General features: G+C 40.9%; 20 protein-coding genes and 1 riboswitch. Of the genes, 8 read left to right on the forward strand and 12 right to left on the reverse strand.

The window, feature by feature from the left end; translation table 11 throughout:
- Positions 1 to 67 precede the first annotated feature (67 nt).
- The 4 genes from metH to ku all read right to left on the reverse strand — a co-directional run bounded on the left by metH (position 68) and on the right by ku (position 7,673).
- Positions 68 to 3,517, reverse strand: a complete 3,450-nt coding sequence (gene metH / locus ACFRAK_RS23055; protein WP_394572568.1) for a methionine synthase — start codon at positions 3,515 to 3,517, stop codon at positions 68 to 70.
- Positions 3,510 to 5,357 (reverse strand): bifunctional homocysteine S-methyltransferase/methylenetetrahydrofolate reductase, encoded by a 1,848-nt coding sequence (locus ACFRAK_RS23060; protein ID WP_387604254.1) that lies wholly within the window; start codon positions 5,355 to 5,357, stop codon positions 3,510 to 3,512. The genes metH and ACFRAK_RS23060 overlap by 8 nt, the downstream gene beginning before the upstream one ends.
- Positions 5,358 to 5,461: 104 nt before the next feature.
- Positions 5,462 to 5,560: riboswitch (SAM riboswitch) on the reverse strand.
- A gap of 111 nt (positions 5,561 to 5,671) precedes the next feature.
- On the reverse strand, positions 5,672 to 6,322 hold the full coding sequence (locus ACFRAK_RS23065) for an MOSC domain-containing protein (protein ID WP_394572569.1): 651 nt from the start codon (positions 6,320 to 6,322) through the stop codon (positions 5,672 to 5,674).
- Between the two features lie 508 nt (positions 6,323 to 6,830).
- Positions 6,831 to 7,673 (reverse strand): non-homologous end joining protein Ku, encoded by an 843-nt coding sequence (gene ku, locus ACFRAK_RS23070; protein ID WP_387604250.1) that lies wholly within the window; start codon positions 7,671 to 7,673, stop codon positions 6,831 to 6,833.
- A 152-nt stretch (positions 7,674 to 7,825) separates the two neighbouring features.
- Between ku and ligD the strand changes: the two genes are divergently transcribed.
- Positions 7,826 to 9,673, forward strand: coding sequence for a DNA ligase D (gene ligD, locus ACFRAK_RS23075; RefSeq protein WP_387604248.1), 1,848 nt, complete (start codon positions 7,826 to 7,828; stop codon positions 9,671 to 9,673).
- 201 nt (positions 9,674 to 9,874) lie between these two features.
- On the opposite strand, the gene dapF is transcribed toward ligD, so the two are convergent.
- The 5 genes from dapF to ACFRAK_RS23100 all read right to left on the reverse strand — a co-directional run bounded on the left by dapF (position 9,875) and on the right by ACFRAK_RS23100 (position 14,507).
- Positions 9,875 to 10,861 (reverse strand): diaminopimelate epimerase, encoded by a 987-nt coding sequence (gene dapF / locus ACFRAK_RS23080; protein WP_387604246.1) that lies wholly within the window; start codon positions 10,859 to 10,861, stop codon positions 9,875 to 9,877.
- A gap of 176 nt (positions 10,862 to 11,037) precedes the next feature.
- Positions 11,038 to 12,342 carry an NCS2 family permease gene (locus tag ACFRAK_RS23085; RefSeq protein WP_387708803.1) on the reverse strand — a complete coding sequence of 435 codons (1,305 nt, stop codon included), beginning with the start codon at positions 12,340 to 12,342 and terminating at the stop codon, positions 11,038 to 11,040.
- A 156-nt stretch (positions 12,343 to 12,498) separates the two neighbouring features.
- Positions 12,499 to 13,071 carry a beta-class carbonic anhydrase gene (locus ACFRAK_RS23090; protein WP_387604242.1) on the reverse strand — a complete coding sequence of 191 codons (573 nt, stop codon included), beginning with the start codon at positions 13,069 to 13,071 and terminating at the stop codon, positions 12,499 to 12,501.
- 90 nt (positions 13,072 to 13,161) lie between these two features.
- A complete protein-coding gene (locus ACFRAK_RS23095) occupies positions 13,162 to 13,956 on the reverse strand; it encodes a hypothetical protein (protein WP_394572570.1) in 795 nt (264 codons plus the stop codon).
- Positions 13,957 to 14,186: 230 nt separating this feature from the next.
- Positions 14,187 to 14,507 (reverse strand): DUF4870 domain-containing protein, encoded by a 321-nt coding sequence (locus tag ACFRAK_RS23100; protein WP_387604238.1) that lies wholly within the window; start codon positions 14,505 to 14,507, stop codon positions 14,187 to 14,189.
- 225 nt (positions 14,508 to 14,732) lie between these two features.
- Here ACFRAK_RS23100 and ACFRAK_RS23105 point away from each other — a divergent pair, with 225 nt between their 5' ends.
- From ACFRAK_RS23105 to ACFRAK_RS23120, 4 genes are all read left to right on the forward strand, one after another.
- Positions 14,733 to 15,512: an undecaprenyl-diphosphate phosphatase gene (locus ACFRAK_RS23105; RefSeq protein ID WP_394572575.1), complete on the forward strand. Its 780-nt coding sequence runs from the start codon at positions 14,733 to 14,735 to the stop codon at positions 15,510 to 15,512.
- Between the two features lie 333 nt (positions 15,513 to 15,845).
- Positions 15,846 to 16,400, forward strand: a complete 555-nt coding sequence (locus ACFRAK_RS23110; RefSeq protein WP_387604236.1) for a GNAT family N-acetyltransferase — start codon at positions 15,846 to 15,848, stop codon at positions 16,398 to 16,400.
- A gap of 205 nt (positions 16,401 to 16,605) precedes the next feature.
- Positions 16,606 to 16,998 (forward strand): CidA/LrgA family protein, encoded by a 393-nt coding sequence (locus ACFRAK_RS23115; RefSeq protein WP_394572571.1) that lies wholly within the window; start codon positions 16,606 to 16,608, stop codon positions 16,996 to 16,998.
- Positions 16,973 to 17,656, forward strand: coding sequence for an LrgB family protein (locus ACFRAK_RS23120; RefSeq protein WP_387604232.1), 684 nt, complete (start codon positions 16,973 to 16,975; stop codon positions 17,654 to 17,656). Before ACFRAK_RS23115 ends, ACFRAK_RS23120 begins: the two co-directional genes overlap by 26 nt.
- Positions 17,657 to 17,699: 43 nt before the next feature.
- Here ACFRAK_RS23120 and ACFRAK_RS23125 read toward each other — a convergent pair whose 3' ends face one another.
- Positions 17,700 to 17,843, reverse strand: coding sequence for a DUF2639 domain-containing protein (locus ACFRAK_RS23125; RefSeq protein WP_387604230.1), 144 nt, complete (start codon positions 17,841 to 17,843; stop codon positions 17,700 to 17,702).
- 52 nt (positions 17,844 to 17,895) lie between these two features.
- Entirely contained in the window at positions 17,896 to 18,984 is a 1,089-nt protein-coding gene (locus ACFRAK_RS23130) for an undecaprenyldiphospho-muramoylpentapeptide beta-N-acetylglucosaminyltransferase (RefSeq protein ID WP_387604228.1), read from the reverse strand.
- A 193-nt stretch (positions 18,985 to 19,177) separates the two neighbouring features.
- Here ACFRAK_RS23130 and ACFRAK_RS23135 point away from each other — a divergent pair, with 193 nt between their 5' ends.
- Together ACFRAK_RS23135 and ACFRAK_RS23140 are read left to right on the forward strand one after the other, a co-directional pair.
- Positions 19,178 to 20,290, forward strand: a complete 1,113-nt coding sequence (locus tag ACFRAK_RS23135) for a mechanosensitive ion channel family protein (protein ID WP_387604227.1) — start codon at positions 19,178 to 19,180, stop codon at positions 20,288 to 20,290.
- 129 nt (positions 20,291 to 20,419) lie between these two features.
- Entirely contained in the window at positions 20,420 to 21,775 is a 1,356-nt protein-coding gene (locus tag ACFRAK_RS23140; RefSeq protein ID WP_260286374.1) for an MATE family efflux transporter, read from the forward strand.
- A 64-nt stretch (positions 21,776 to 21,839) separates the two neighbouring features.
- On the opposite strand, the gene ACFRAK_RS23145 is transcribed toward ACFRAK_RS23140, so the two are convergent.
- Complete coding sequence (locus ACFRAK_RS23145) at positions 21,840 to 22,613, reverse strand: SDR family oxidoreductase (RefSeq protein WP_394572572.1); 774 nt, start codon at positions 22,611 to 22,613, stop codon at positions 21,840 to 21,842.
- A gap of 216 nt (positions 22,614 to 22,829) precedes the next feature.
- Between ACFRAK_RS23145 and ACFRAK_RS23150 the strand changes: the two genes are divergently transcribed.
- Positions 22,830 to 23,255: an Hsp20/alpha crystallin family protein gene (locus tag ACFRAK_RS23150; protein WP_387604225.1), complete on the forward strand. Its 426-nt coding sequence runs from the start codon at positions 22,830 to 22,832 to the stop codon at positions 23,253 to 23,255.
- Positions 23,256 to 23,410: the final 155 nt, after the last annotated feature.

Raw genomic sequence — 23,410 nt, forward strand, 5'->3', positions numbered from 1 at the left:
TACCAATTAAGGGGTTTCATGCACTAAAAGGCAGCGGTAAAAAATACCGCTGCCTTTATTAAATGAGTTATCGATCGACATTGAAGTAACGGGCTTCAGGATGTGCAAAAACAATGGCTGACACGGAAGCCTCTGGTTCCATCATGAATCCTTCAGTCAATTCCACGCCAATATCCTGAGGTTGTAACAGGCGGAATAGCTTCTCCTGGTCTTCCAGATTAGGACAAGCAGGATAACCAAATGAAAACCTTTGCCCGGTGTACTTAGCGGCAAACCGCTCTTTCATGGACATTTCAATCGGATCGCTTATACCTAAATCATCCCGCATTAATTGATGAATTCTTTCTGCGAAACCTTCAGCTGTTTCGAGAGCAAGTGATTGAAGGGCGTGATTTTTCAAGAAATCGCCTTCAAGCTTTAGTTTTTCTGCCCATTTTCTAATCCCTTTTCCGGCAGTGACCAGGAAGAAACCAACATAATCCATTTGCCCGGAGGAGATTGGTTTCGCGAAGTCCGCTAAACAAAGATGCGGATTCGTATCTTGCCGGGGGAAGTCGAAAGTTTCCAAAACCTCGTTATGGTTCTCCGGGTTGTATACCAATAGCTTATCTCCTTCGCTTTGAGCAGGGAAAAATTGATAAACTGCATTCAAACCATAATCCGGTTCCGTCTTTAGAAATTCAATCAATTCATCAACGAGATCATTGAGTTGCACTGCTTTTTCATTCCCTTGCTTAAGCAATTCGGACACTTTACCTTTTAACCCCAAATGATGTCCAATCAGCATTTGCCTATTAATATACGGCTGGATGACATCCAATGGATAGTTTTTCAGGACGTGACGCTTGATGTCATGCGGGATTTGAACAGGAGCATCGCTTAAAGGGGCAGCTGTGGACTGCTTCCGAACAGGTTTTTCCATCGTGGCAGCAATGGCGGCATTCGCTTTCGCTCTTTCCCGTTTCTCGACTAACTCTTCCAAGTACACCACTTTTTTGTCAGAGTCATGTAAAATATTCGTTACAGCCAAACCATCCATCGCATCTTTGGAATATAAAACCGGTCCTTCATATTCTGGTGATATTTTAAAATCGGTGAATTTACGGGATAATGCTGCCCCTCCCACTAAAATTGGGGTATCTATTCCCGCTTGCCTTAAATCCTGTGCTGTTAAAACCATTTGCTGTGCAGATTTGACAAGTAACCCAGATAGGCCAATGATGGTTGGCTCATGTTTTCGAACCTCTTCTATGATTTGTTGCGGTGCGACCTTTATGCCCAAATCAATGACTTCATAGCCATTATTGGATAGGATGATATCCACTAGGTTTTTCCCGATATCATGCACATCTCCCTTGACGGTCGCCAAAAGGATTTTCCCTTTCTTAGCACTATCTTCAGAGTTTTCCATTAGTGGTTCAAGGTGAGATACTGCCGCCTTCATCGCTTCAGCACTCTGAAGCACCTCTGCGACAATAAGTTGGTTGTCATTAAACAATCTCCCCACCTCACTCATGCCATCCATCAATGGTCCATTGATGATTTCCAATGGGGTGTCACCGCGCTCAATCGCTTCATTTAAATCATCAACCAATCCTTCTTTCGTTCCCTCGATAATATAGTTACCTAAACGTTCATCCAATGGCAGGATCACACCATTATCCTTCTTCTCCGCTTTTTTCCCGCGATAAAACTCGGTAAAAATCGCTAAAGTTTCAGTTGAAGTCTCAAATAGCAGTGCCTCAGCCAATTTCACTTCCTCTTCCGGTATCAGAGCGAAACGTTCAAGTTTTTCTGTATTCACGATAGCATAATCGAGACCCGCCTTTGTACAATGGTAGAGGAAAACGGCATTTAATATTTCCCTTCCCCTCACTGGCAGACCGAATGAAACGTTAGAAATGCCAAGTATCGTTAGGCATTCCGGAAATTTTTCTTTAATCGCCTTTATTCCATTCACCGTTTCCAATGCAGATCCAATATATTGTTCATCCCCTGTACCTACAGGAAATACAAGCGGATCAAAAATGATGTCACTTTTGTTCAGACCGTACTTATTAACGAGCAAATTCACAGACCGTGTAGCCACTTCCAATTTCCGTTCAGCATCGACTGCCATCCCAGTTTCATCAATGGTTCCTACGACAACGGCAGCACCATATTGATGGACTAATGGCACTATTTTTTCAAAGCGCTCTTCACCATCTTCAAGGTTTATGGAATTAATGATCGATTTTCCTTGTGAATGTTTTAATGCTTGTTCAAGCACGGCTTCATCCGTAGTATCGATGACCAATGGGACTTTCACTTTTTTGACGACCTCTTCCACAAATTCCTTCATATCGCCAAGCTCATCCCCATCAGGATCAGCAAGACAGATATCAATGACATGGGCCCCTTTTTTTACCTGGGATCGTGCAATTTCGGCAGCTGGCTCATAATGCTTTCCGCGTATCAGCTCCTTGAATTTTCGGGAACCGATAACATTCGTTCTTTCACCTACGAATAAAGGCCGCATTGAATCATCATAAATTAGCGGCTCTATGCCCGATACGGCATGACCATGGGCTGTTTCCGTAATTGTACGGGGTTTCATGCCTTCGAGGACCCTGGAAAGTTCTTTAATATGTTCTGGTGTCGTACCACAACATCCACCAATGATATTGATCCATCCCTTTTCGGCAAATTGCTTCATTTTCTCTGCCAGTGAAGTAGGTGACTCATGATAGTGCCCTTCTTCATCAGGGAGCCCGGCATTCGGATAACAGCTAATGGCGCTATTTGATATATCTGCAAGTGTCCTGATATGGTCTATCATGAATTCCGGCCCTGTTGCACAATTAAGGCCGACAGCAACGGGCTTCATATGTTCAACCGATAAATAAAAAGCTTCGATGGACTGGCCAGCAAGTGTAGTGCCCATCGGTTCGATTGTCCCTGATATGATGACAGGCACATCTTTTCCTGTTTTAGCGAATGCTGCTTTGATTCCGGAAAAGGCAGCCTTGACATTAAGCATATCCTGACAGGTTTCCACCAATAACAAGTCTACCCCGCCATCCAAGAGACCGAGTGCCTGTTCTGCATAGGAATCGGTTAAAATATCAAAAGTCGTTCCTCCCGTTACGGAAAGCGTTTTTGTAGTTGGACCCATCGAGCCAGCTACATACCTTGGCCATTCATCATTGGAGTACTTTTCACAAGCTTTAACGGCAAGCTCAGCTGAAATCTTATTTAGCTTGTAGGCGATAGTGCTTATTTGGTATTCCTCCAGTACGATGCTGGTCGCTCCGAAGGTATTTGTTTCAATGATGTCTGCACCCGCTGCTAAATATTTTTCATGAATGGATTGGATGATTTCCGGTTGCGTCAATGATAAATATTCATTGCAGCCCTCGAATTGTTCCCCTCCAAAATCCCCTGCCGTCAAATTCTCCGCTTGAAGCATGGTTCCCATCGCCCCGTCAAGAAGGAGTATTTTAGAATTTAACTGATCTTGAATCGCTTTTTTATTCATGTACTGCCACCTCTGATGTATGTTTACTATCGACTTTTCTAATATATTTCGTAAGTTCCGCCGTCATTTCATAGCGAAGGAACGGAGTGATTAAATATATGCCCTTGAATTTTTCCCTTGCCGCGTCCACTAGCTCTCGCGCGATATTCACTCCTTCAATCCTCGACTTTACAGGGTCATCCCCCGCTAACGCCATGGCTCTTCTAACATTATCAGGCAATTTGATGCCTGGGATTTCATTATGGATGAATTCGGCGTTCCTGGTGCTTGTCAAGGGCATGATACCGATGAAGATCGGGGTTTCTAAATGTTTTGTGGCTTCATATACTTCTTCGATCTGCTCCACGGAATAGATTGGCTGTGTCAAGAAGGATTGGGCACCGCAGGCAATCTTCTTTTCCATTCTCAGTACCGCTTTATCCAGATATTTCACATTGGGATTAAACGCTGCAGCAATTTTGAAATTTGCCCGTTGGCCCAAACTTTGACCCGAATAGGAAAGACCTTCATTAAATTGTTTGACCATACTTATTAGGTCAAAGGAAGATAAATCATAAACCGAAGTGGCGCCCGGGAAGTCCCCAATTTTTGAAGGGTCTCCGGTGATGATCAATATTTCGTTCAGACCCACCGTTTGCAGACCCATTAAATGTGACTGCAGTCCAATCAAATTTCGATCACGGCATGTTATATGCACCATTGGCTCTATATTCAATTGGTTCTTCAGTAAATTGGCCAGTGCATCATTCGATATCCTTGGTGAGGCAAGCGAATTATCGGCTAATGTAATGGAATCGACCCCTGCTTTTTTCAAAACCTCGGCACCAGTCATGAAGCTCTCTATACCTAACTTTTTCGGAGGATCAAGTTCAACTAGAATCGTCCTTTCTGTTTTGGCCTTTTCGAACAGGGGACGTTCCAATTCTCTATCATTCACTTCAATTATTTCTATTTCACGGGATTTCGTAAATTTCTCTTTCACAGGAGCCAAACTTCCAATCGCATTCTTTACAGCTTGAATATGCAGCGGAGTCGTTCCACAGCACCCTCCTATGATCGCGGCCCCCTGCTCACGAAGTTCTAGGGCACTTGAACCGAAGTATTCCGGCACAGCTTTATAGACGAGCCTTCCATCCACATAATCCGGGAGGCTGGCATTTGGGTATATGGCAATTGATGCTTGCTTTGGCAAACTCACTTCTTCCAAGGCCCGAATCATATGATGTGGACCGAGACGGCAATTCACCCCAACAACATCGGCACCCAGTTGCTCAAGTTTTTGAAAAGCTTCATTTAAATGGATTCCATTTTGAAGATTTCCCAGTTCATGCATCGAAACATTTGCTATGATCGGCAGTCCAGTTTCATATTTAACGATTTGCAGGACGGTTTCCAGTTCTTCCAGGTCATAAAATGTTTCCAAGAGAATCCCATCAGGGTTTTCCATCAAAAGACTGTATAGCTGTTCACGAAAACCCCGTTTTATCTCTTCCATGCTTAAATCCGATTTCCTGATGCTCCGCTGTGCCCCTATGGTACCGAAGACGTATGCCTTTCCTTTTGCCGCTTTTTTAGCAAGAATGACTCCCTGGCGATTGATTCTGCTTACTTCATCTTCAATTCCATACCGTTTCAATTTGTTGAAATTGGCTCCGTATGTATTCGATTGAAGGATATCTGCACCGGCTTCCAGATAGGCACGATGGATGGACTCTATTTGATCTGGGTTCGTACAGTTTAATTCCTCATAACATTGATCGATGCCATTTGAATACAATAAGGTCCCCATTGCCCCTTCCCCAACCAGTATTCTATCTTTCACGTCTTTACGAAAATCCATCATTACACCCTCTCTCAAAAACAATCCTGTTTTTGTCGTATTCTATGAGTATGAGAGAAAAGGAAAAAAAACCTTCTCAAAGAAGAAGGTTTTTTGAAACATTCTCCTCATCTATCAAGCTCTGCTTGCTGGATTTAGCACCTTTGCCTAAGCTGGTTGCTGAGGTTTCTTCGGGCCAGTCCCTCCACCTCTCTCGATAAGATCCATTTATATAATTTTCATAAGATTTCAAAATTTGATTATATTTAATTTACATTAATAATCTGTCAATTTCAATACCTGATCGACATTTTTTTCACTTTTGCAAAAATCATTCAACCTTTTGCAGCTTGAACACTCTTCAAAATCCTTTGTTTCCAGTCTTCCGCTAACGAGTCTAGTGTAAGTAAAGCCTTTGCGCCTTCCAGCCCATCTCGTTTATGAAGGAGTACCTCTGCTGCATAATGAACTGAAATTTTTTCCTGCAAACGATCTATCAGCCCAATATCGTTTTGTTTATTTATCGTTCCTTCTTGAAGTACTCTTGCAAAATAACCAGTGAAACTCGTTTTCAGCACGAGTTCCAAAAACTTAGGTTCTTGATTGAAATGGGAAATGGTCGAACAAGGTATCCTCCCCTGGTTAATTTGAACAATCACTTCGCCTATTTGATAAATATCGCCAATATATGTTGTTTCTTCCCTCATCCCCGCTACGGTTAAATTTTCACCGAATGCAGGGATTTCCAGTTTTTTAGAGAATTTTTCATTCCATATTGAATAATGCTCAAAGGGGTAAAAGCACAAAACGCGATCAGGACCTCCATGGAACTTTACATTACCAACCCCATCACCAATTATACCTGATTTAGTCACTGTCACATTATCCTGTTCTTGTTTATCCATTGCTGAATAGATTTCGATATTTGAAAAAATTTCTTGTTTCGGCTTCCCGGCATGAAGTGCTTTGATTTTTCCATTTTCCATTTTGCATCTTCCATTCATATTTAATTTATATCATCCTGTATGTATAAATTATACTAAAAGTCCATTTTATACTGTAGTTTTTTATAAGAATATGAAAATGCAAAAGCCTCATGAGCCGTTAAATGGGGGAAATATCATTGATTTCCAGAAAAATTCATAGGTTAGTTTCAGTAATTTTGTTGCTATTTCAGAATTAAATATGGTAGAATATGAACACAATATATAGTCGAAAACTACAACCGTTCGCCTATATGTTGATTTTCACGATTGAATTCCTCATTGTCGCTCTTTAGGGAGCGAATTTTTTTTGCCTTCATTTCCATCCACCATTTTCTTTTATTTCCATTCTGTTTCTTACATCGTGATCCACTTACATATTTGCACTTTCCTTACCTATGTAAATCTCCCCCCTATTAATTCACTTTCTTTACCATTTAGAAAGCAAATTACCTTGCTAAAACAAGCAGAAAGCCGAGCGACATCATGTGTCTTCCGCTCAGCTTCCTGTTTAAGCTTGCTTCTTTTTTTTCGGTGCCACTTTCTTTCGGGTCGTCTTTTTCATTTCCGTTTCATCATGTTTCGTACGGTCAATGGATGCCTGTAATGCCTCCATTAAATCGGTTACATTGTTGGAAATTGGTTCTTTTGTTTTGGCTGGAATCGTCGTCTGTCCTGCTTTCTTTGATTCAATCAATTCAAGTAACGCGGTTCGATAGTCATCGGTGTATTTTGTCGGATCGAAAGTAGTCGTTAATTGATCTATCAATAATACGGCAGTATCGATTTCTTTTTTTACAATGGTATCGTTGGCAGGAATATTCGGAACATCCGCTGTGGGGCGAACTTCATCCGGATAATGAATCGTTTCCATCACCAAGGTATTATCAACGACTCGGATTACCGCCATTTGTTCTTTGGAGCGAATGATGATTTTCGCTAGCCCTACCTTATTCGATTCCTTGAGTGCCTGTCTCAAAAGGGAATAAGCTTTTATCCCTCCGTCATTAGGAGACATGTAATAACTCCGGTTAAAATAAATGGGATCTATTTCTTCAATTTTAACGAAATCCACGATTTCCACGGCTTTTTCTTCGTTTTGTTTTTTCAGTTGTTCTAGTTCATTGTCTTCCAATACAACAAACTTTCCCTTTGTATACTCAAAAGCGCGGACTATATCATCCTTCCCCACTTCTTTCTGGCATACCGGGCAAACCTTTTCGTATTTAATCGGTGAATGACATTCCTTGTGCAACGTCCTCAAAGAAATATCCTTATCCTCCGTTGCAGCATGAAGTTTGATCGGAATGTTCACCAAACCGAATGATATGCTCCCCTTCCACATCGTATGCATATTCGTCACCTCATAACTTATTTTTAAAGAGAAGAACAATTTTATTATTCCCCTTTGTTCAAAAAAAACCGAAAAAACAATTGCCAACTCTAACACTTCGTTTTTTTGGCAAAATAATGTTAATCAATTATTTGCGGAGGTAAATACAAAAAATGAAACCGATGCTGCCTACCTATTACCCTGAAGCCCCCAATTCCAAGGATTGGCGTTATGAAGTCAAATATGACGGCTTTAGGGCTATATTAACGATAGACTCCGATACCATTAGCATTTCGAGTCGGAACGAAAAGGAATTATCACCACAATTCCCGGAAATCATTGCTTACATCAAAAATCTGCACCTGGAAGAATATCTCCCGCTTCGGATGGATGGCGAATTGGTCTGGCTTACCAATCAGGCGAAAGCCGACTTTTTCCAAATACAGTGGCGAGGACGCCTTGGGAAACAATCCTTAATTTCAGAAAAGGCCCGTTTTTCCCCATGCCGGTTCATAGCGTTTGACCTGCTTAGCATCAGCGGAAAAAACGTAGCAGCTAAACCCATGGAAGAAAGAAGGGAATTGATGTTGAATATGGGGGCAAATCTTGGCTTTCCTATGCCTCCTGATCCCAACGATAAGGCTTTGATACAATTAATAGAGAGTTTTGACGTATTGGATAATGCCTTGAATAAGGTCACCCTATTAGATGGCGAAGGGGTTGTCGCCAAGGAAATTGGTGGGACTTGGCAGGAAGGGAAACGTACTGCCTCATGGATCAAGGTGAAAAATTGGAAGACCGTTTCTTGTTTCATTACAGCATTGCACAAAGAAAATGGTTACGTTTCCCTCGCAGTTTTCAAAGAAGGTGCCGTAACCAAAATCGGAAGTGTTAAAAATGGACTGAGTCCTCAAGATAAAAGGATATTATATGAACTGATCAAGCAAAATGCATCAGACGAGGACATACAATTTTTTTATATCCATCCATCCATTTGCATCGAAGTCCAATTCTTACACGTGTATGAGGAGAATGAATTGCGTGAGCCTCAGTTTTCACAATGGCTTTTACAAACGGCTCCTGAAGAATGTACCTGGGAGAAATTCGTGCTAGGTCAATATACATTTCCAGATACTGTACAAATAACTTCCAGGGATAAACCGCTTTGGATAACAGGAAATAAAAAGGTGGTAAAGGTTGAATACCTTCATTATTTACGGGAGGTTTCAGCTTTCTTCTTACCCTTCTTGAAGGATAAACTGCTTACGACGATCCGCTATCCTCATGGCACTTTGGATAAAGAAAGATTTTTCCAGAAAAACAAACCTGATTATGCGCCGTCCTTTATTAAAACGTTCATTGATGAAGATATCGAGTATATGCTATGTAACGATATTGAAACGCTTCTTTGGTTCGGCAATCAACTTGCATTGGAATTCCATGCGCCATTTCAGAAAGCGGGTAAAACACGTCCCGACGAAATCGTCCTGGACTTGGATCCTCCTTCCATCGAATATTTCTCCTTAGCGATAAAGGCCGCACAGGAAATAAAGAAGGTGATGGATTCATTAAGGATAAAAGCTTTTGTAAAAACTTCAGGTAACAAAGGACTGCAAATACACATCCCACTGCCTGCAGACACATTTACTTATCAAGAGACACGCATTTTCACTGACTTTCTCGGTGACTACTTATCAAGTTCCACCCCAAATGATTTTACTACGGAAAGGATGAAAATAAATCGGCATAATCGACTTTACCTGGACTTTGTGCAGCATAGTGAAGGAAAAACCATCATCCTTCCTTATTCCCCGCGGGGAAATTCTTTCGCTGGTGTGGCTACACCCTTGTTTTGGAAGGAAGTGGACGAAAGTCTCCAGTTAAAGGACTTTACGATTGAAACCATACCAAGCAGAATAAAAAGGGAAGGGTGTGCATTTATGGATTACAGACTCATCGATAATGGACCAGCCTTTTTGGAAGTATTGTCGTTCCTAAAACAAAAAAAGACCAACAACTGATGGTCTTAAGGAGTTTAATATGGAACGTTGATCCCCCTCACCAGGCACTCTTCCTGGAACGCACTTTTCTATGCAGGAGCCCCGTGACTTCCGTTCCGGATTAACGGGAATGGTCTTTTGATTACATTACTAAGAGGTTTTTAAATGAGAAAACTGCAGGCAAACTCTCTTTTCTTCGAGTTTGCTGCAGTCTGAAATTTTTTATAATTTTGTTTTCAAATAACTTTGAACTTCATCCTGAAGCTTGGCATATAAGCTTGTTTCCAATTCAAAATCCTCTTTTTCAAGCACTTCAAATTTTTCAGGCTGATCTAAGTCCATTTCAATCGATACCTTGAATTCATAGGTTGCGTTCCCGATTAAATCAATTGAATACTTTTGGCTTTCATCATCATGGTGGACCACGCATTTAACTTTTCCGCCGTTATTGTAGACAGATATTTCACTTTCCAACGCGTTTAATCCAACAGAGCATGTTACTAGGCTTGAGGCTGACATCGCCGTTCCACACGCATTTGTGAAGCCTACCCCCCGTTCGAATGTCCGCACATAAATGCTCCCTGGTTCCAGCTCCTTCACAAAGCTGACATTGACACCATCAGGGAAAAGCTCATTCGGTTGATTGACCTTTGTTGAAAGTTCGTCCTGCAAACCACTTTGCAAAACCTCACTATCGACCAGCGTGATCAAATGTGGATTAGGAACCGCCAATGCCGAAAATAATAGGGTATCATGAAGTTCCGGCAATAATTCGTTTTGCAACTGTTCTTTAGCCAATACAAGAGGTAGATCCTTCACATTAAAACTTACCGGTGAAATTTCCACCTTGAAAGTCGGAATTCCCTCATAAATATCTTCCGTTTTTTCCACGAGTAGATTTGCCTTCATGGTTTCCACAATCATTTTATCGAGTCCTAGAACGTCGTTCGCGTATCGTGCAACACAGCGAAGTCCATTGCCGCACATCGAGGCTTCCGAACCATCCGCATTAAAAACACGCATCCGGCAATCAGCATGTTCACTTTTCATTACGAACAAAATACCATCCGCCCCAAGCTTCTCCCTATTGCATAGGGCCTTCGCGAAATTTTTCCGCTCCTCTTCAGTAAACGTCAGGGCCGTAGTCAACTCATCAATGATTAAGAAATCATTTCCTGAACCATGGCTTTTTAAACCTTCAATAATCATCCTGTCACATCCTCTAATATGCTGCTTGTCATATATCAATTTTTTAATATTCTATATCATAGCATTTTCAAGCTGGATGTGTCATCGCGTAAATCACATTATATCCATTTTTTCCGACGAAAAAATAAGAAGAGCGGTTGGAATAAGAATTAACTCATTCCAACCGCTCTATTGGATTATTTACCGATCATACCAATGATGAAATAGACGATAAACATTCCGGCACTCACATACATCGGGGCTGACACTTCTTTCGCTTTTCCGGTTACCAGCTTCAAGAACGGGTACAGGATGAAACCGAATGCCATTCCATCGGCAATGCTGTAAGTGAAAGGAATGATCGTGATGATCATGATTGCAGGTATGCTCTCGGTTAAATCGCTGAAATCCAGCTCTTTTATATTTCCGAGCATCAAGATGCCAATGATAATTAAGATGGGGGCAATGGCGCTATCAGGGATTACTTTAATCACCGGTATAAATAGAAGTGATAGAATGAATAGCACGCCCGTCACCACGGAAGTAAAACCAGTTCTGCCTCCTGATGCGATTCCAGCTGCCGTTTCAACTGTAGCAACGGTAGGACTCGAACCGAATATACCTGAAAACAGAACGGACACACTTGTCGCCTGCAGCGACTTTTTATAGGCATCCTGGCGGTTTATGCTATCTACATGCCCGTGTACAAGACCAATATTTTCAAAAACAAGAACCATCGTCATTGCAAATACACTTATCCAGAATTCTATCCGGTTCGCTTCCAAGAACGATAATGAAAAGAATAGATCGCCGTAGGAAGCTGTGTCAATGCCTGAAAAATGAATTTTTGAAAGTTGAACTGTCCCGAACCAATAAGCAATGAGGCTGCCTGCCAGGATGGTAATCATGAAATTACCGGGGACATTCTTGATGAACAGAGTAATTGCCAGCAAAAAGGTCAACACCGTTGCACACACCGCTGGATCGCTTAAATCTCCCAGTGCGACGATAGATGATGAACCTCTCGTGATTATCCCGCCCTTCTCGAGACCGATTAGCATCAAGAATAAGCCAAGACCGACAGATATGGCTTCTTTTATCGACCTTGGAATCGAATCACTGATTAACTTAGAGTATTTTGTAAAAGCGATGACTACAAAAATAACCCCTGAGATAAATACAGCACCCAATGCCGATTGCCAAGATAGACCCATTCCTTGGACCATGGTATAAGCAAATAGGGCATTTACGCCCATTCCTGGAACGAGGAGGATTGGGACATTCGCCCAAAGTCCTATCATGACACAGCTTAAAGCCGATAAAAGAATCGTCGCAATCACTGCACCATTAATCGGAATGCCCGCTTCCGATAAAATCAGGGAATTCACGATGAGAATATAGACTATTGTAAAATAGCCGACCACTCCAGCAAGGATTTCACGCTTCCCATTCGTTCCATAGTCGGAAAAATGAAAAAACGTCTCCAAGTTTAATTTCTTCATGTTGTATCCTTATTAAATTTGTCCCTCGCCCACCCGTTTGTATTAGTGACAAACTACACTTGGCGATTTTAACAAAAAAAAGGATAAAAATAAATAGTATTGATCAGAATTTGAAAAAAACTGTCGGAAATAATCCCGACAGCCTCGTTGAATATATTATTTTTGTCCTTCGGCATACCCATCGACTACCAATTCCAGCTTCCCTGTATCAGGTGAAATGATAAGACCATGTACAGGAATATTTTTAGGAATCAAAGGGTGCCCTTTAATCACTTCCACACTTTTCTTACAACTTTCATAAACATCGTCAAATCCGCGAAGCCAACTCCGAATATCTATTCCTGAAGCTCCAAGGGTATCGATGGTGCTTTGTGGAATATCACGTTCGATCATCTTCCCTACCATAGAATCAGCATCGACTGATGCCATCCCGCAATCATGGTGAGGAATGACCAATACTTCATCCGCCTTTAACTCATAAACGGCAACAAGGATACTCCGCATGACACTTCCGAATGGATGGGAGACGATTGCCCCGGCAGTCTTCAGGATTTTGACATCGCCATTTTTGACATTCAAGGATTTCGGCAATAGTTCAACGAGCCGAGTGTCCATACAGCTAATGATGACCATACGTTTCTCAGGGAACTTATCCGTTTTATACTTGACATATTCACCTTTTTCTACAAACTGTTCATTAAAATCAAGAATCTCATTAAGTAAAGTCATATTTACCACCTTTTAATTGAGTATTTAATCTATGTATTCCACTTTGATTATATCAAATATTTAAAAGATTTGCTAAAGAAGTAATCCTAGTCAATTTGAACGATGATTTAGCGTGGCTGCACAGAACCCAAAGACGATGATTTTAGGAATTTCATCAACATTTGAAGAAAAAGAAAGGATGGGTGTATTTGTCTTGAATCGTTTCCCCCACTCCAAAGGCATCCAGCCCTCTTGATATGAAACGATTTTCCCCCCTTCTTTTGTGGCAATCTCGAATGAATTCACACTTCCCGGCGTTTCAATGGGCATCCATTCCGTACCATCTTCCTTATATATCATTCCATTAACCTTTACGAATGACCGATTTTCTTGATAAGATCCAATAATGCCGCCTTGATCATCCATGATCGTCATTTTATTGAAAAGTCCCCTTTTGATATGGTACTTAGCCAGCAAACGCCCCTCATGGTCCACCAGTTCATAACGCTTGGCCAAAAGCATCGACAAGAAATTGGGTATCATCCACATGAACCACTTCATATTCAAATCACGTACCTCGCCCATTAGAGATCCATCAGGCGCAAATAGAAGCAGGCGCAATGTCGGTGCTGGCATAAAAGTCAATAAAACATGTTCATTTTTAAATAACCCAGCATGTGTCCCGATGTGATCATCAGGCAATTCCTTCATTCTATTTTCATATATACGATAACTGACAAATTGGGCAATGCTAAAGAAAATAAAAGGAGACGTTATCAATAATATATTGCCCGGAATCATTTTAAAAATATGGCAAAGGAAAAATACAATGGCCAAAAGAAGTGATATCCAAGATGCATGAAGATTTGAATTGCTTGTTTTCTGATAATATTCACGTATATTCATATCCTGCTCTGCTCCTCACTCCTTACAAGAAAGATTGCCCCCTTGCACGAACATTGTTCTGCAGTACCACAAACCGCCCGGCAACCACTTCCTAAAAGTGCATTGAAGTAGTTATCATAATATTTTATTCGCTTTAATGTGATCTATTCCCTTTTTAATGTAGGTCAATTCCCAACTTTGTTCATATAAAAAAGGACTCCGAATTGAACGGAATCCTTTTTACATCATAACTATAAAATCCTGAAAATCAATGGGAACCGATAATCCGTTCCTTCATAAGCCCTAACGGCAGCGATGATGGTGAATACGACTAAAGCTATCCCGATAACCGGCAATAGCAAGAATCCAACCAATACTATAGTGAGTACCCCTGCAACTATTGAATATACGGTGTAGGAAATGAAAAAATTCAGGTATTCCCTTCCGTGATAATCCACAAATTGTGACGAGTCCTTCTTCAATAACCAAATCACTAAAGGACCGATAAATGCTGTAAAAAAGCTGATCACATAAATAAGGGCAGCAAACACTCTTTCATCTTTAGTAGGCATAGTGTCTTCTCCTCCTTTCTCATATGAATAATTACGAATCAAATGCAAAATAGTTTCATTTTTCCTCTCATTATATTCGAAAAAAGTAAATTTGGACTGCCTTTTCTTCATAAAACCCAATTGGCAATACATATGACAAAAAATCAGAATATGTTCATCCGTCTTGTGCATACAGTTTAAATAATGGATGTCCCATACCTTCTAGAATGGAGTGATGTTTTTTTGCTGAACGAATTTCAAGCCTTCATCCTTGGGATCATTCAAGGCTTGACTGAGTTTTTACCTATTTCAAGCACTGGACATTTATATTTAGGACGGCATATCTTCCATCTTGACGAGGCCGGCATTTTTCTGGATACCATGCTCCATATCGGTACCTTGCTAGCGTTATTGGTCGTCTATAAGAATGACATTATTGCCATTTTGAAAAAACCTTTCTCTAAAATGACCCTGCTTCTCATTGCCGGGACAATCCCTGCAGTGATTGCCGGCATTTTACTCGGAGATTGGTTCGATGGCCTTTCAAAAACAGGCGTGACCATAGGCTGGGAATTTTTAGCGACCGGACTGATTTTATGGGTAGCGGACGGAGTAAGAAAAGGCGGTAAATCCCTTAATGAAATTTCGATTAAAGATGCCTTGATCATCGGTACCTTCCAAGCTGCTGCCATCATGCCTGCCCTTTCGCGTTCCGGCCTGACGATAGCCGCTGGCCTATTCTGCCGGCTGGATAGGGCCACTGCAGCCTATTTTTCCTTTTTGCTATCAATTCCTGCCATTACCGGGGGCATTGCATTTCAGATGAAACCGATTTTTACAGGAGAAGTTGAACGTCTGCCACTCACTGCACTTTTCGTCGGAACCCTGGCAGCAGCAATCTTTGGTTATATAGCCGTAGTATGGATGATCGATTTCTTAAAAAAGCGATCACTGAAAATATTCTCCATTTATGTATGGGCCCTCGGCGCGATCATTTTATTCATGCAATTCACAGGTGAATTTTAAAGAAAAAAGCAGGCGAAAAAACCAGTTTTTCATGGAAAAATGCATACGTTTGCCTTTCAAATTCACCCTTGTTGAAAAAGTTGAAATTTGACGAAAAAAAAAGGCAAAAAACCTATTCCCAAACCGTTTTTTTTTTAGTATTATACCTTCGTAAGGTTCTTTTGATTTGCATATTTTCTGACAATAAAAATAGGGAAGGCAAATGGTGCGCCACCGGTTTCCGGTTCTAGTGGGTTCGATTCCCACCCCGAAATTTTTTGATGAGCGACTTAAAAAATTTCGAGGGTGGGCAGCGACTACGCATAAGAACTGCCCTCAAACGGAGGGACGGAAATGTTAAAAAAGAGAGATTTCACAGATTGTTTTTCTCTTTATGAACAAATGACGCATCCAGATGTCTTCCCTTTCGTGCGCCAAAAGGTAGATTCATATGAAGAATATGTTTTCATTACTAAGCAAACGATCGAAGCCGAAGATGCTGGGCAACTCATATCACGAACAATCTTGGATGAATGGGAAAATCCCATCGGTTGTATTTCTTTATACGATATTGAAAATGGTGCAGGTTTCTTAGGCACATGGCTCGGCAAGCCTTATCATGGAAAAGGGTATAATGCCATTGCAAAAGACGCTTTCTTTAAAGAGCTTTTTTTCGAGCTCGGTTTGGAAACGGTCTTCATGCGTATCCGCAAAAAAAATATCCGCTCTATAAAAGCCGCAGAAAAGCTTCCCTATGCCGTCAATGCCAACGAAACAAGAAAATCCCTTTATGATCAAATCAATCATGAAGGAGATATATACGATTTGTATGAAATCCCTAAAGATTTATACACCCTTCATATCCTTAGACAGCATGATGATGACGAACAACAGTTACTTGAAGCATAGAGCGATGAATATTTCAACATGGCTTTGCTTTTCTTTTCATATAATGGCCGGAGCTTCCAAACCTGGAAAGCTCTTTTTTCCATTTTCACAGGATGTTTAAGATCGATTGCTGCAAATCCCTATTCTTTTTAGTGATATTTTTTTATAATGAATACAATTGACCAATTCAACAATATATTCAAAGCATCATTGAAAGGACTTAATCATGAAAAAAACATTTGCTTTTATCGTGCAGCTCATCTTCCTGCTCATCATTTGCAAGCTCGGCTATTATTTAGCCCATGTACTTCATTTACCCATACCAGGCAACGTCATCGGCATGATTCTATTATTCGGTTTATTACAGACGAAGGTAATAAAAGTAGAATGGATTGAACTTACTTCAGGATTTTTGGTAAAGCACTTAGCCTTTTTCTTCATTCCCATTTCAATCGGTTTAATGACCATGGGATGGCTTTTCATTGAATTCGGTTTGCCATTGGCACTGACATTGGGAGTCAGCCTGGTTTTTGGATTCATCGTTTCGGCTTGGACCGTCCAGAAGCTATCCCATAGAGAAGAGGTTAAGCAGCATGACAGAGCTCATCACAACTTATAGCATCTTGATAACCATCCTTGCTTATTTCATTGGAAGGAAAATATATGCTAAACATCCATCACCTTTTACGACACCCGTATTTTTCAGTACGATTACAATTATTCTCGTACTGCTGATCAGCGGATTGGACTTCGAAGATTATTCACCAGGGAAGGACATCATCACCTACTTCCTGGGACCAGCAACCGTTGCTTTGGCCGTACCACTTTATAAAAATAGAAAAATAATCGTTAAATATGCAATGCCGGCAATTAGCGGCATGGTTTTTGGTCTTCTGGTCACATTGTTCATTGCCTTTGCCATCGCTAAAGCATTTTCACTTCCGCAAATCATGCTCCAAGGATTGGCGGTTAAATCCATTACAGTGCCCATCGCTGTTGAAATCACCGAACTTTATGGCGGTAATTCCAATATATCAGCAGCCTTCGTCATTTTGACTGGGGTACTGGGTACGATGATCGCTCCAAAAATGATGGATAAACTAAACATTACGATGCCCTTCGCACGCGGTATCGCTTATGGTACGATCGCCCATGGGCTCGGAACGGCTCAAGCTGCCCAGGAAAGTGAGTTTACCGGGGCTGTCGCAGGTGCGGCAATGGCTATCGCAGGTATCCTTATTTCCTGTTTCTTTCCTTTTATAAGTAATTTCCTATAAGAAGAACCGCAGCGTCAACGACGTTGCGGTTCTTCTTTATGATTTATTTTTTTTGCAGATCGTCGTATAGACGCCTTAGAATATAGGTTTTATACAGCTCCAGCTTTTTTTTCTCAATTGGATGATAGCTAATCCCTGCGGCTTTCAGCTGCTGAATGAACCACCCTTTGGAATATACATAAGCCATTCTACCCCCTCCTCTGTTCGAAAAAGATATGCTACATAGAGGGGATTGATACTTATTTTTTTGCACCCATTACTTTAAGTAATAATTCATACATTTCAGCTGCCGTTTTGAATGGGCGTTTTTGACGCATTTTCTCCTGATATTCATCCGATTGTTTCACTAAATCCGCTAATGTAGCATTAAAAATCCGGTCATTTAGCTCTTCTTCTTCGATGACTTTACAAAAACCCTGTTTTTCAAAGCTTGACGCATTCAGGATTTGATCTCCACGGGATGCATTGGCACTTAGAGGGATAAGCAACATCGGCTTTTGCAAAGCAAGGAATTCAAAAATTGAATTTGAACCTGCCCTTGACACAACGACATCAGCAGCCGCCAAAAGATCGAATAATTCTTCATGTACGAATTCAAAAGGCGTATATCCCCTTTGTTTCAATTCCGTTTTCACATTTCCCTTCCCGCAAATGTGAATAATCTGATAATCCTTTAATAAGGCATCAAGGTTATCTGTAATCAGATTATTGATTTTAACGGCCCCAAGGCTTCCTCCCATAACGAGCAATACCGGTTTGTTATTCGTGAATCCACAAAATGTCTTTCCAGCAGAAGCGTTTCCAGTAAAAATCCCATCGCGCAATACAGCGCCAAGATACATGGCCTTCTCTTTAGGAAGATCTTTTTCCGTTTCCTGGAAAGTGGTGAAGATTTTAGATGCAAGCGGCATGGCAATCTTATTAGCCAGACCAGGCGTATAATCCGATTCATGTATCGCGATCGGTATTCTCAGCATCCTGCCTGCCAAAACGACTGGAACCGAAACGAATCCACCTTTAGAAAAAATGAAATCCGGCTTGGTCTTTTTTAATATTTTTCGTGCATCAAAAATCCCTTTTATGACCCGGAAAGGATCTTTCATATTTTCAACAGATAGATAACGCCGAAATTTTCCAACGGAAATCGTTTCATAACGGACCTCGGGAAATTCCGTTTCGATGATATTTTTTTCAATGCCTTTTTTTGATCCAATATAAGTAACATCCCAATCATGCTTTAAAAATTCCGGGATGATTGCTGCATTAACAGATACATGACCGGCAGAACCGCCTCCGGTAAATACTATTTTCTTAGTCAATATTTCCACCTTCCAAACTTAAAAAATCACTTTGCATCCATATTACCATATATCCTTGCCATTAATAACTTGAAAAAGTATTCAGTGAATCGCTAAATCCCAATGATGAATGTAATCATCGATTATTTTTCCTTTTTCAGCATGAATATATTATAATCTTAGTATTCTACAATACTACAAGATACATTGGAGGAGTAATACATTGCAAGAAGTTTCTGAATCACTCGATCAATTTGATGGAATCGAAGCCTGGACCAAATTAGGAATTTCCATTGGCATTTTTCTAATTTTCCTTTTGCTTCGAAAAGTATTTACTACATATATATTCAAGTTCTTTCTACGACTTGCAGAAAAACGCAAAGTAGAATTTGCCGCCAACTTAATGCTCGCTATAGAACAACCGGTAAGATTGCTTATCGTTTTGATTGGTATCATTATATCCATGCACTATTTTCCGATCGACTCACCTTCGGTTGAATTCAGATCGAAAATATATAGATCGTTTTTTGTTTTCTTATTCTTTTGGACGATTTTTAATATCAGTTCGAGCTTTACTATATTATTTCCGAAATTGGTAAGTAAATTCGGACTTGAAGTCGATCAAATCGTCATGCCGTTCTTTACGAAAATCATAAAATTAATCATCATTGCTTTTGGTGCCTCCATCATTGCGGAAGAATGGGGATTTAATGTCGATGGATTTGTTGCAGGGCTTGGTTTGGGTGGTTTGGCTTTCGCTCTTGCCGCTAAAGATACCGTCAGCAATTTCTTTGGGGGTATCGTCATCGTTACCGAAAAACCTTTTACCATAGGAGATTGGGTCAAAACTCCCAGTGTGGAGGGAACCATCGAAGACATCACATTCCGAAGCACCAAAGTTCGGACTTTTGCCCAAGCTTTAGTTACAGTCCCAAATGCCACCCTTTCGAATGAACCGATCATCAACTGGTCCAAGATGGGCAAAAGACAGATTGCCTTTCATTTGGGCGTAAATGTCACGACACCAAAAGAAAAATTGGAAAATGTCATTAGGGAAATTGAAAAAATGCTCATTGATCATCCTGAAGTACATCCTGAAACGATTTTGGTTAAATTTGATGAGTTCAGTCATTCCGGTTTCAACCTTTACCTTTATTTCTTCACGAATGCGACGGACTTTGGGGGATATTTATCAATCAAAGAAGATGTGAACTTTAAAATAATGGAGATATTGGATCAGGAAGATGTACAAATTGCCATTCCTTCACAGGCATTCATTCTTCAAAAAGACTCAAATTTTGAAGCCATGAATGATTTTGAATCCATGCGCGACTGACAAAAGGACTTGCCCAATACGGCAAGTCTTTTTTAGCCTCTAATAAAAACTCTTAAAACATCACATGCTTATGTGATATAATTCTTTCATTGTGTTGAAAATTCCAAATATTGATATTGAGGTACTTTGATGAATCAGACTTATACTAAATCCCAAAAGATCCGCTTGTTATTTTATATATTGATACCTATCCTGATCACCCAAATCAGCATGTATGCCATGACTTTTTTTGATGTGATGATGTCGGGACAATATAGCACCCAGGACGTTGCTGGCGTCTCCATCGGCAGTTCGCTATGGACACCAGTGTACACGGGGCTGAGCGGGATATTGATTGCCTTGACGCCAGTGGTTTCGCAGCTGGTAGGTTCCAGGCAGTCTAAATCCGTTTCCTATTCCGTGATGCAGGCCATTTATTTAGCTGTAACTTTAGCCTTGATCATTTTAGTCATTGGGGCGTTTTCTTTGAACCCCATATTGAGTGCCATGGACCTTGAAGATGGTGTTCATATGGTGGCCCATGATTACTTGATCGCCCTTTCACTCGGCATCCTTCCTTTATTCGTTTATAATGCGTTGAGAGCTTTCATCGATGCTCTGGGACAGACTAGGATTTCCATGATCATCACCTTATGTGCACTCCCGGTAAACGTCCTTTTTAATTACCTGTTAATATACGGGAAGTTTGGATTCCCTGAACTTGGCGGTGTCGGTTCCGGTTACGCCACTGCCATTACGTATTGGTTAATTGCCCTTGTGGCCATCCTTGTTGTGATAAAAATCAACCCATTTTCGACATATGATGTTTTCAGTGAATTTTTCCGGGTTTCCTGGAAAGAATGGAAGGCCTTATTATTGATCGGGGTACCCATTGGACTGGCAATCTTTTTTGAAACCAGCATTTTCTCGGCCGTCACCCTTTTAATGAGTAAGTATGACACCGTGACAATTGCATCGCATCAGATCGCCATGAATTTTGCGTCACTGCTTTATATGATCCCGCTAAGTATATCCATGGCATTGACGATCGTCATTGGATTTGAAATTGGAGCAGCCCGTTATAAAGACGCCAAAGAGTATAGCTGGATTGGCATTTCGATGGCATTGACGATGTCGCTCGTTTTGTCGACCATCCTATTCCTCTTCCGCGAACCTGTGGCCGCTTTATACACCAAAGACCATGAGGTAATGATGCTGACTTCACATTTCTTGATATATGCCATCTTCTTTCAGATATCGGATGCCCTGCAGGCACCTATTCAGGGTATTTTGCGTGGATATAAAGATGTAAATGTCACATTTGCGATGTCACTTGTCTCCTACTGGATTCTCGGACTTCCCATTGGCTATTTCTTTGCAAAGTATACGGATATGGGAGCCTTTGGGTACTGGATCGGCTTAATTTCCGGCTTGGCTCTCGGAGCTATAGGCTTGGCAGCTCGCCTACGGTTCATACAGCAAGTCAAATATAAAAAAATGACGTAAAAAAAGGTGGAGCTGGATAATTCCGGCCCCACCCTTTTTCATTCTGAATTAAACTCCTAAACCACTAGGCTTTATATATTTTCCCAAGAACATCCTTACCGCCTGTTACCGGTATGATGCTGCCGGTAATGAAATCTGATTTTTCATCACAAAGGAACGTGATGACCCTCGCTATATCTTCCCCTGTTCCCGGTCTGCCGACTGGAACCGTATCATCCTTTTCTTCTCTCGCGACCCTAATTTCCTCCTCTTTCCAGTCACCTACGATATCACCGGGACAGACCATATTCACGGTGATGCCATGTGTAGCTTCTTCGGCAGCTAAAGTTCTTGTCAAGGAGGTCAAGCCGCTCTTGGCAGCAGCAAAAACAGAACGATAGATCCAACCTGGTGCAGTTTCACACCGTTCAAACCCCAATGTAATGACTCTACCCCAGTTTCTACTGCGCATTTGTGGAATAAGCTCTTTCGCAAAATAGAAAAAACCATTTAAATTTCCATCCATGATGTATTTCCATTCATCACTGCCATATTCAGTCATGGGCTTACGGTCATGCATATATGGCCCTGCATTATGAATGAAAATATCAACATGGCCAAATGACTCCGAAATCTTTTGCAAAATATTCAGGCAATCCTCCTCACTCGACGAGTCACCTTGAATCGCAATTGCCTTAACATGGTACCTTTCCTGTAATTCATCCACTAATGCTAAAGCTGCCTTTTTACTTTTTCGATAAGTAATGATAATGGACATTCCATTACCCGCGAGTGAAAGTGCCATCCTTTTGCCGATTCCCGTTGCTCCACCAGTAATAAAAGCTACTTTGTCATCCACAGGCTTTACCCTCTTTATCTAATGGATTTTACTTAATTATACATAAGTTTATTCCATTTTCGATAATTTAGTAATTATAAAAAAGAACCTATGGGCTTTAACTGCATAAAATATAACAAATAAACCTGTCAGACCAAAAGCAGGAGAGAGGAATCCATTATGTTTCCCTGGAATTCACTTTTTTCTTTTAAGAATAACTCGAACCAGAAGGAATTCATGAAAAATATGCAGCAAAGTGATGTACAATCGTTCATCGAAAAAGTATTTTCACAAGTCATCCCTGACAATATGCAAGGTATGATGAACCAAAATGATGGCAGCTCACAAGTAAATGGCGGCTCACAAGTAAATGCCAGATCTGAACTTCCTTTACATGCAGAAGTATTTGAAACCCACTTATATGTCTTTGTAAGAATTCCCATAGAAGATGAATCTTGGCTAAAAAAAATGAAACTTTACCATACATCTAACCAATCCATCATCGAGGGAGTTCCTGAAGAGTCGGATCGGCATGTCATTACACTCCCCGCACTTGTTAAGAAAAAAGGGGCATCGGCCCAATATAAAGAATCAACATTGGAAATACGTCTTCAGAAAAGTTTCAATACCCAGTATTCAGAAATCGATGTATCCGAGATATAAGCTGCTACACACCAGGGCCTCGCTGATAATAAAGTGCGGTTCCTGTTATTTTCTTGGTCCCACCCTTTTTTAGATTTCGATGTATTTTATTTCATGGAATGGAATGATCCATTCCCGCAAAAAAAAGAGCACCCCATGTCAATGGGATGCTCTTT

This window comes from Peribacillus sp. NPDC056705 (assembly GCF_043656335.1).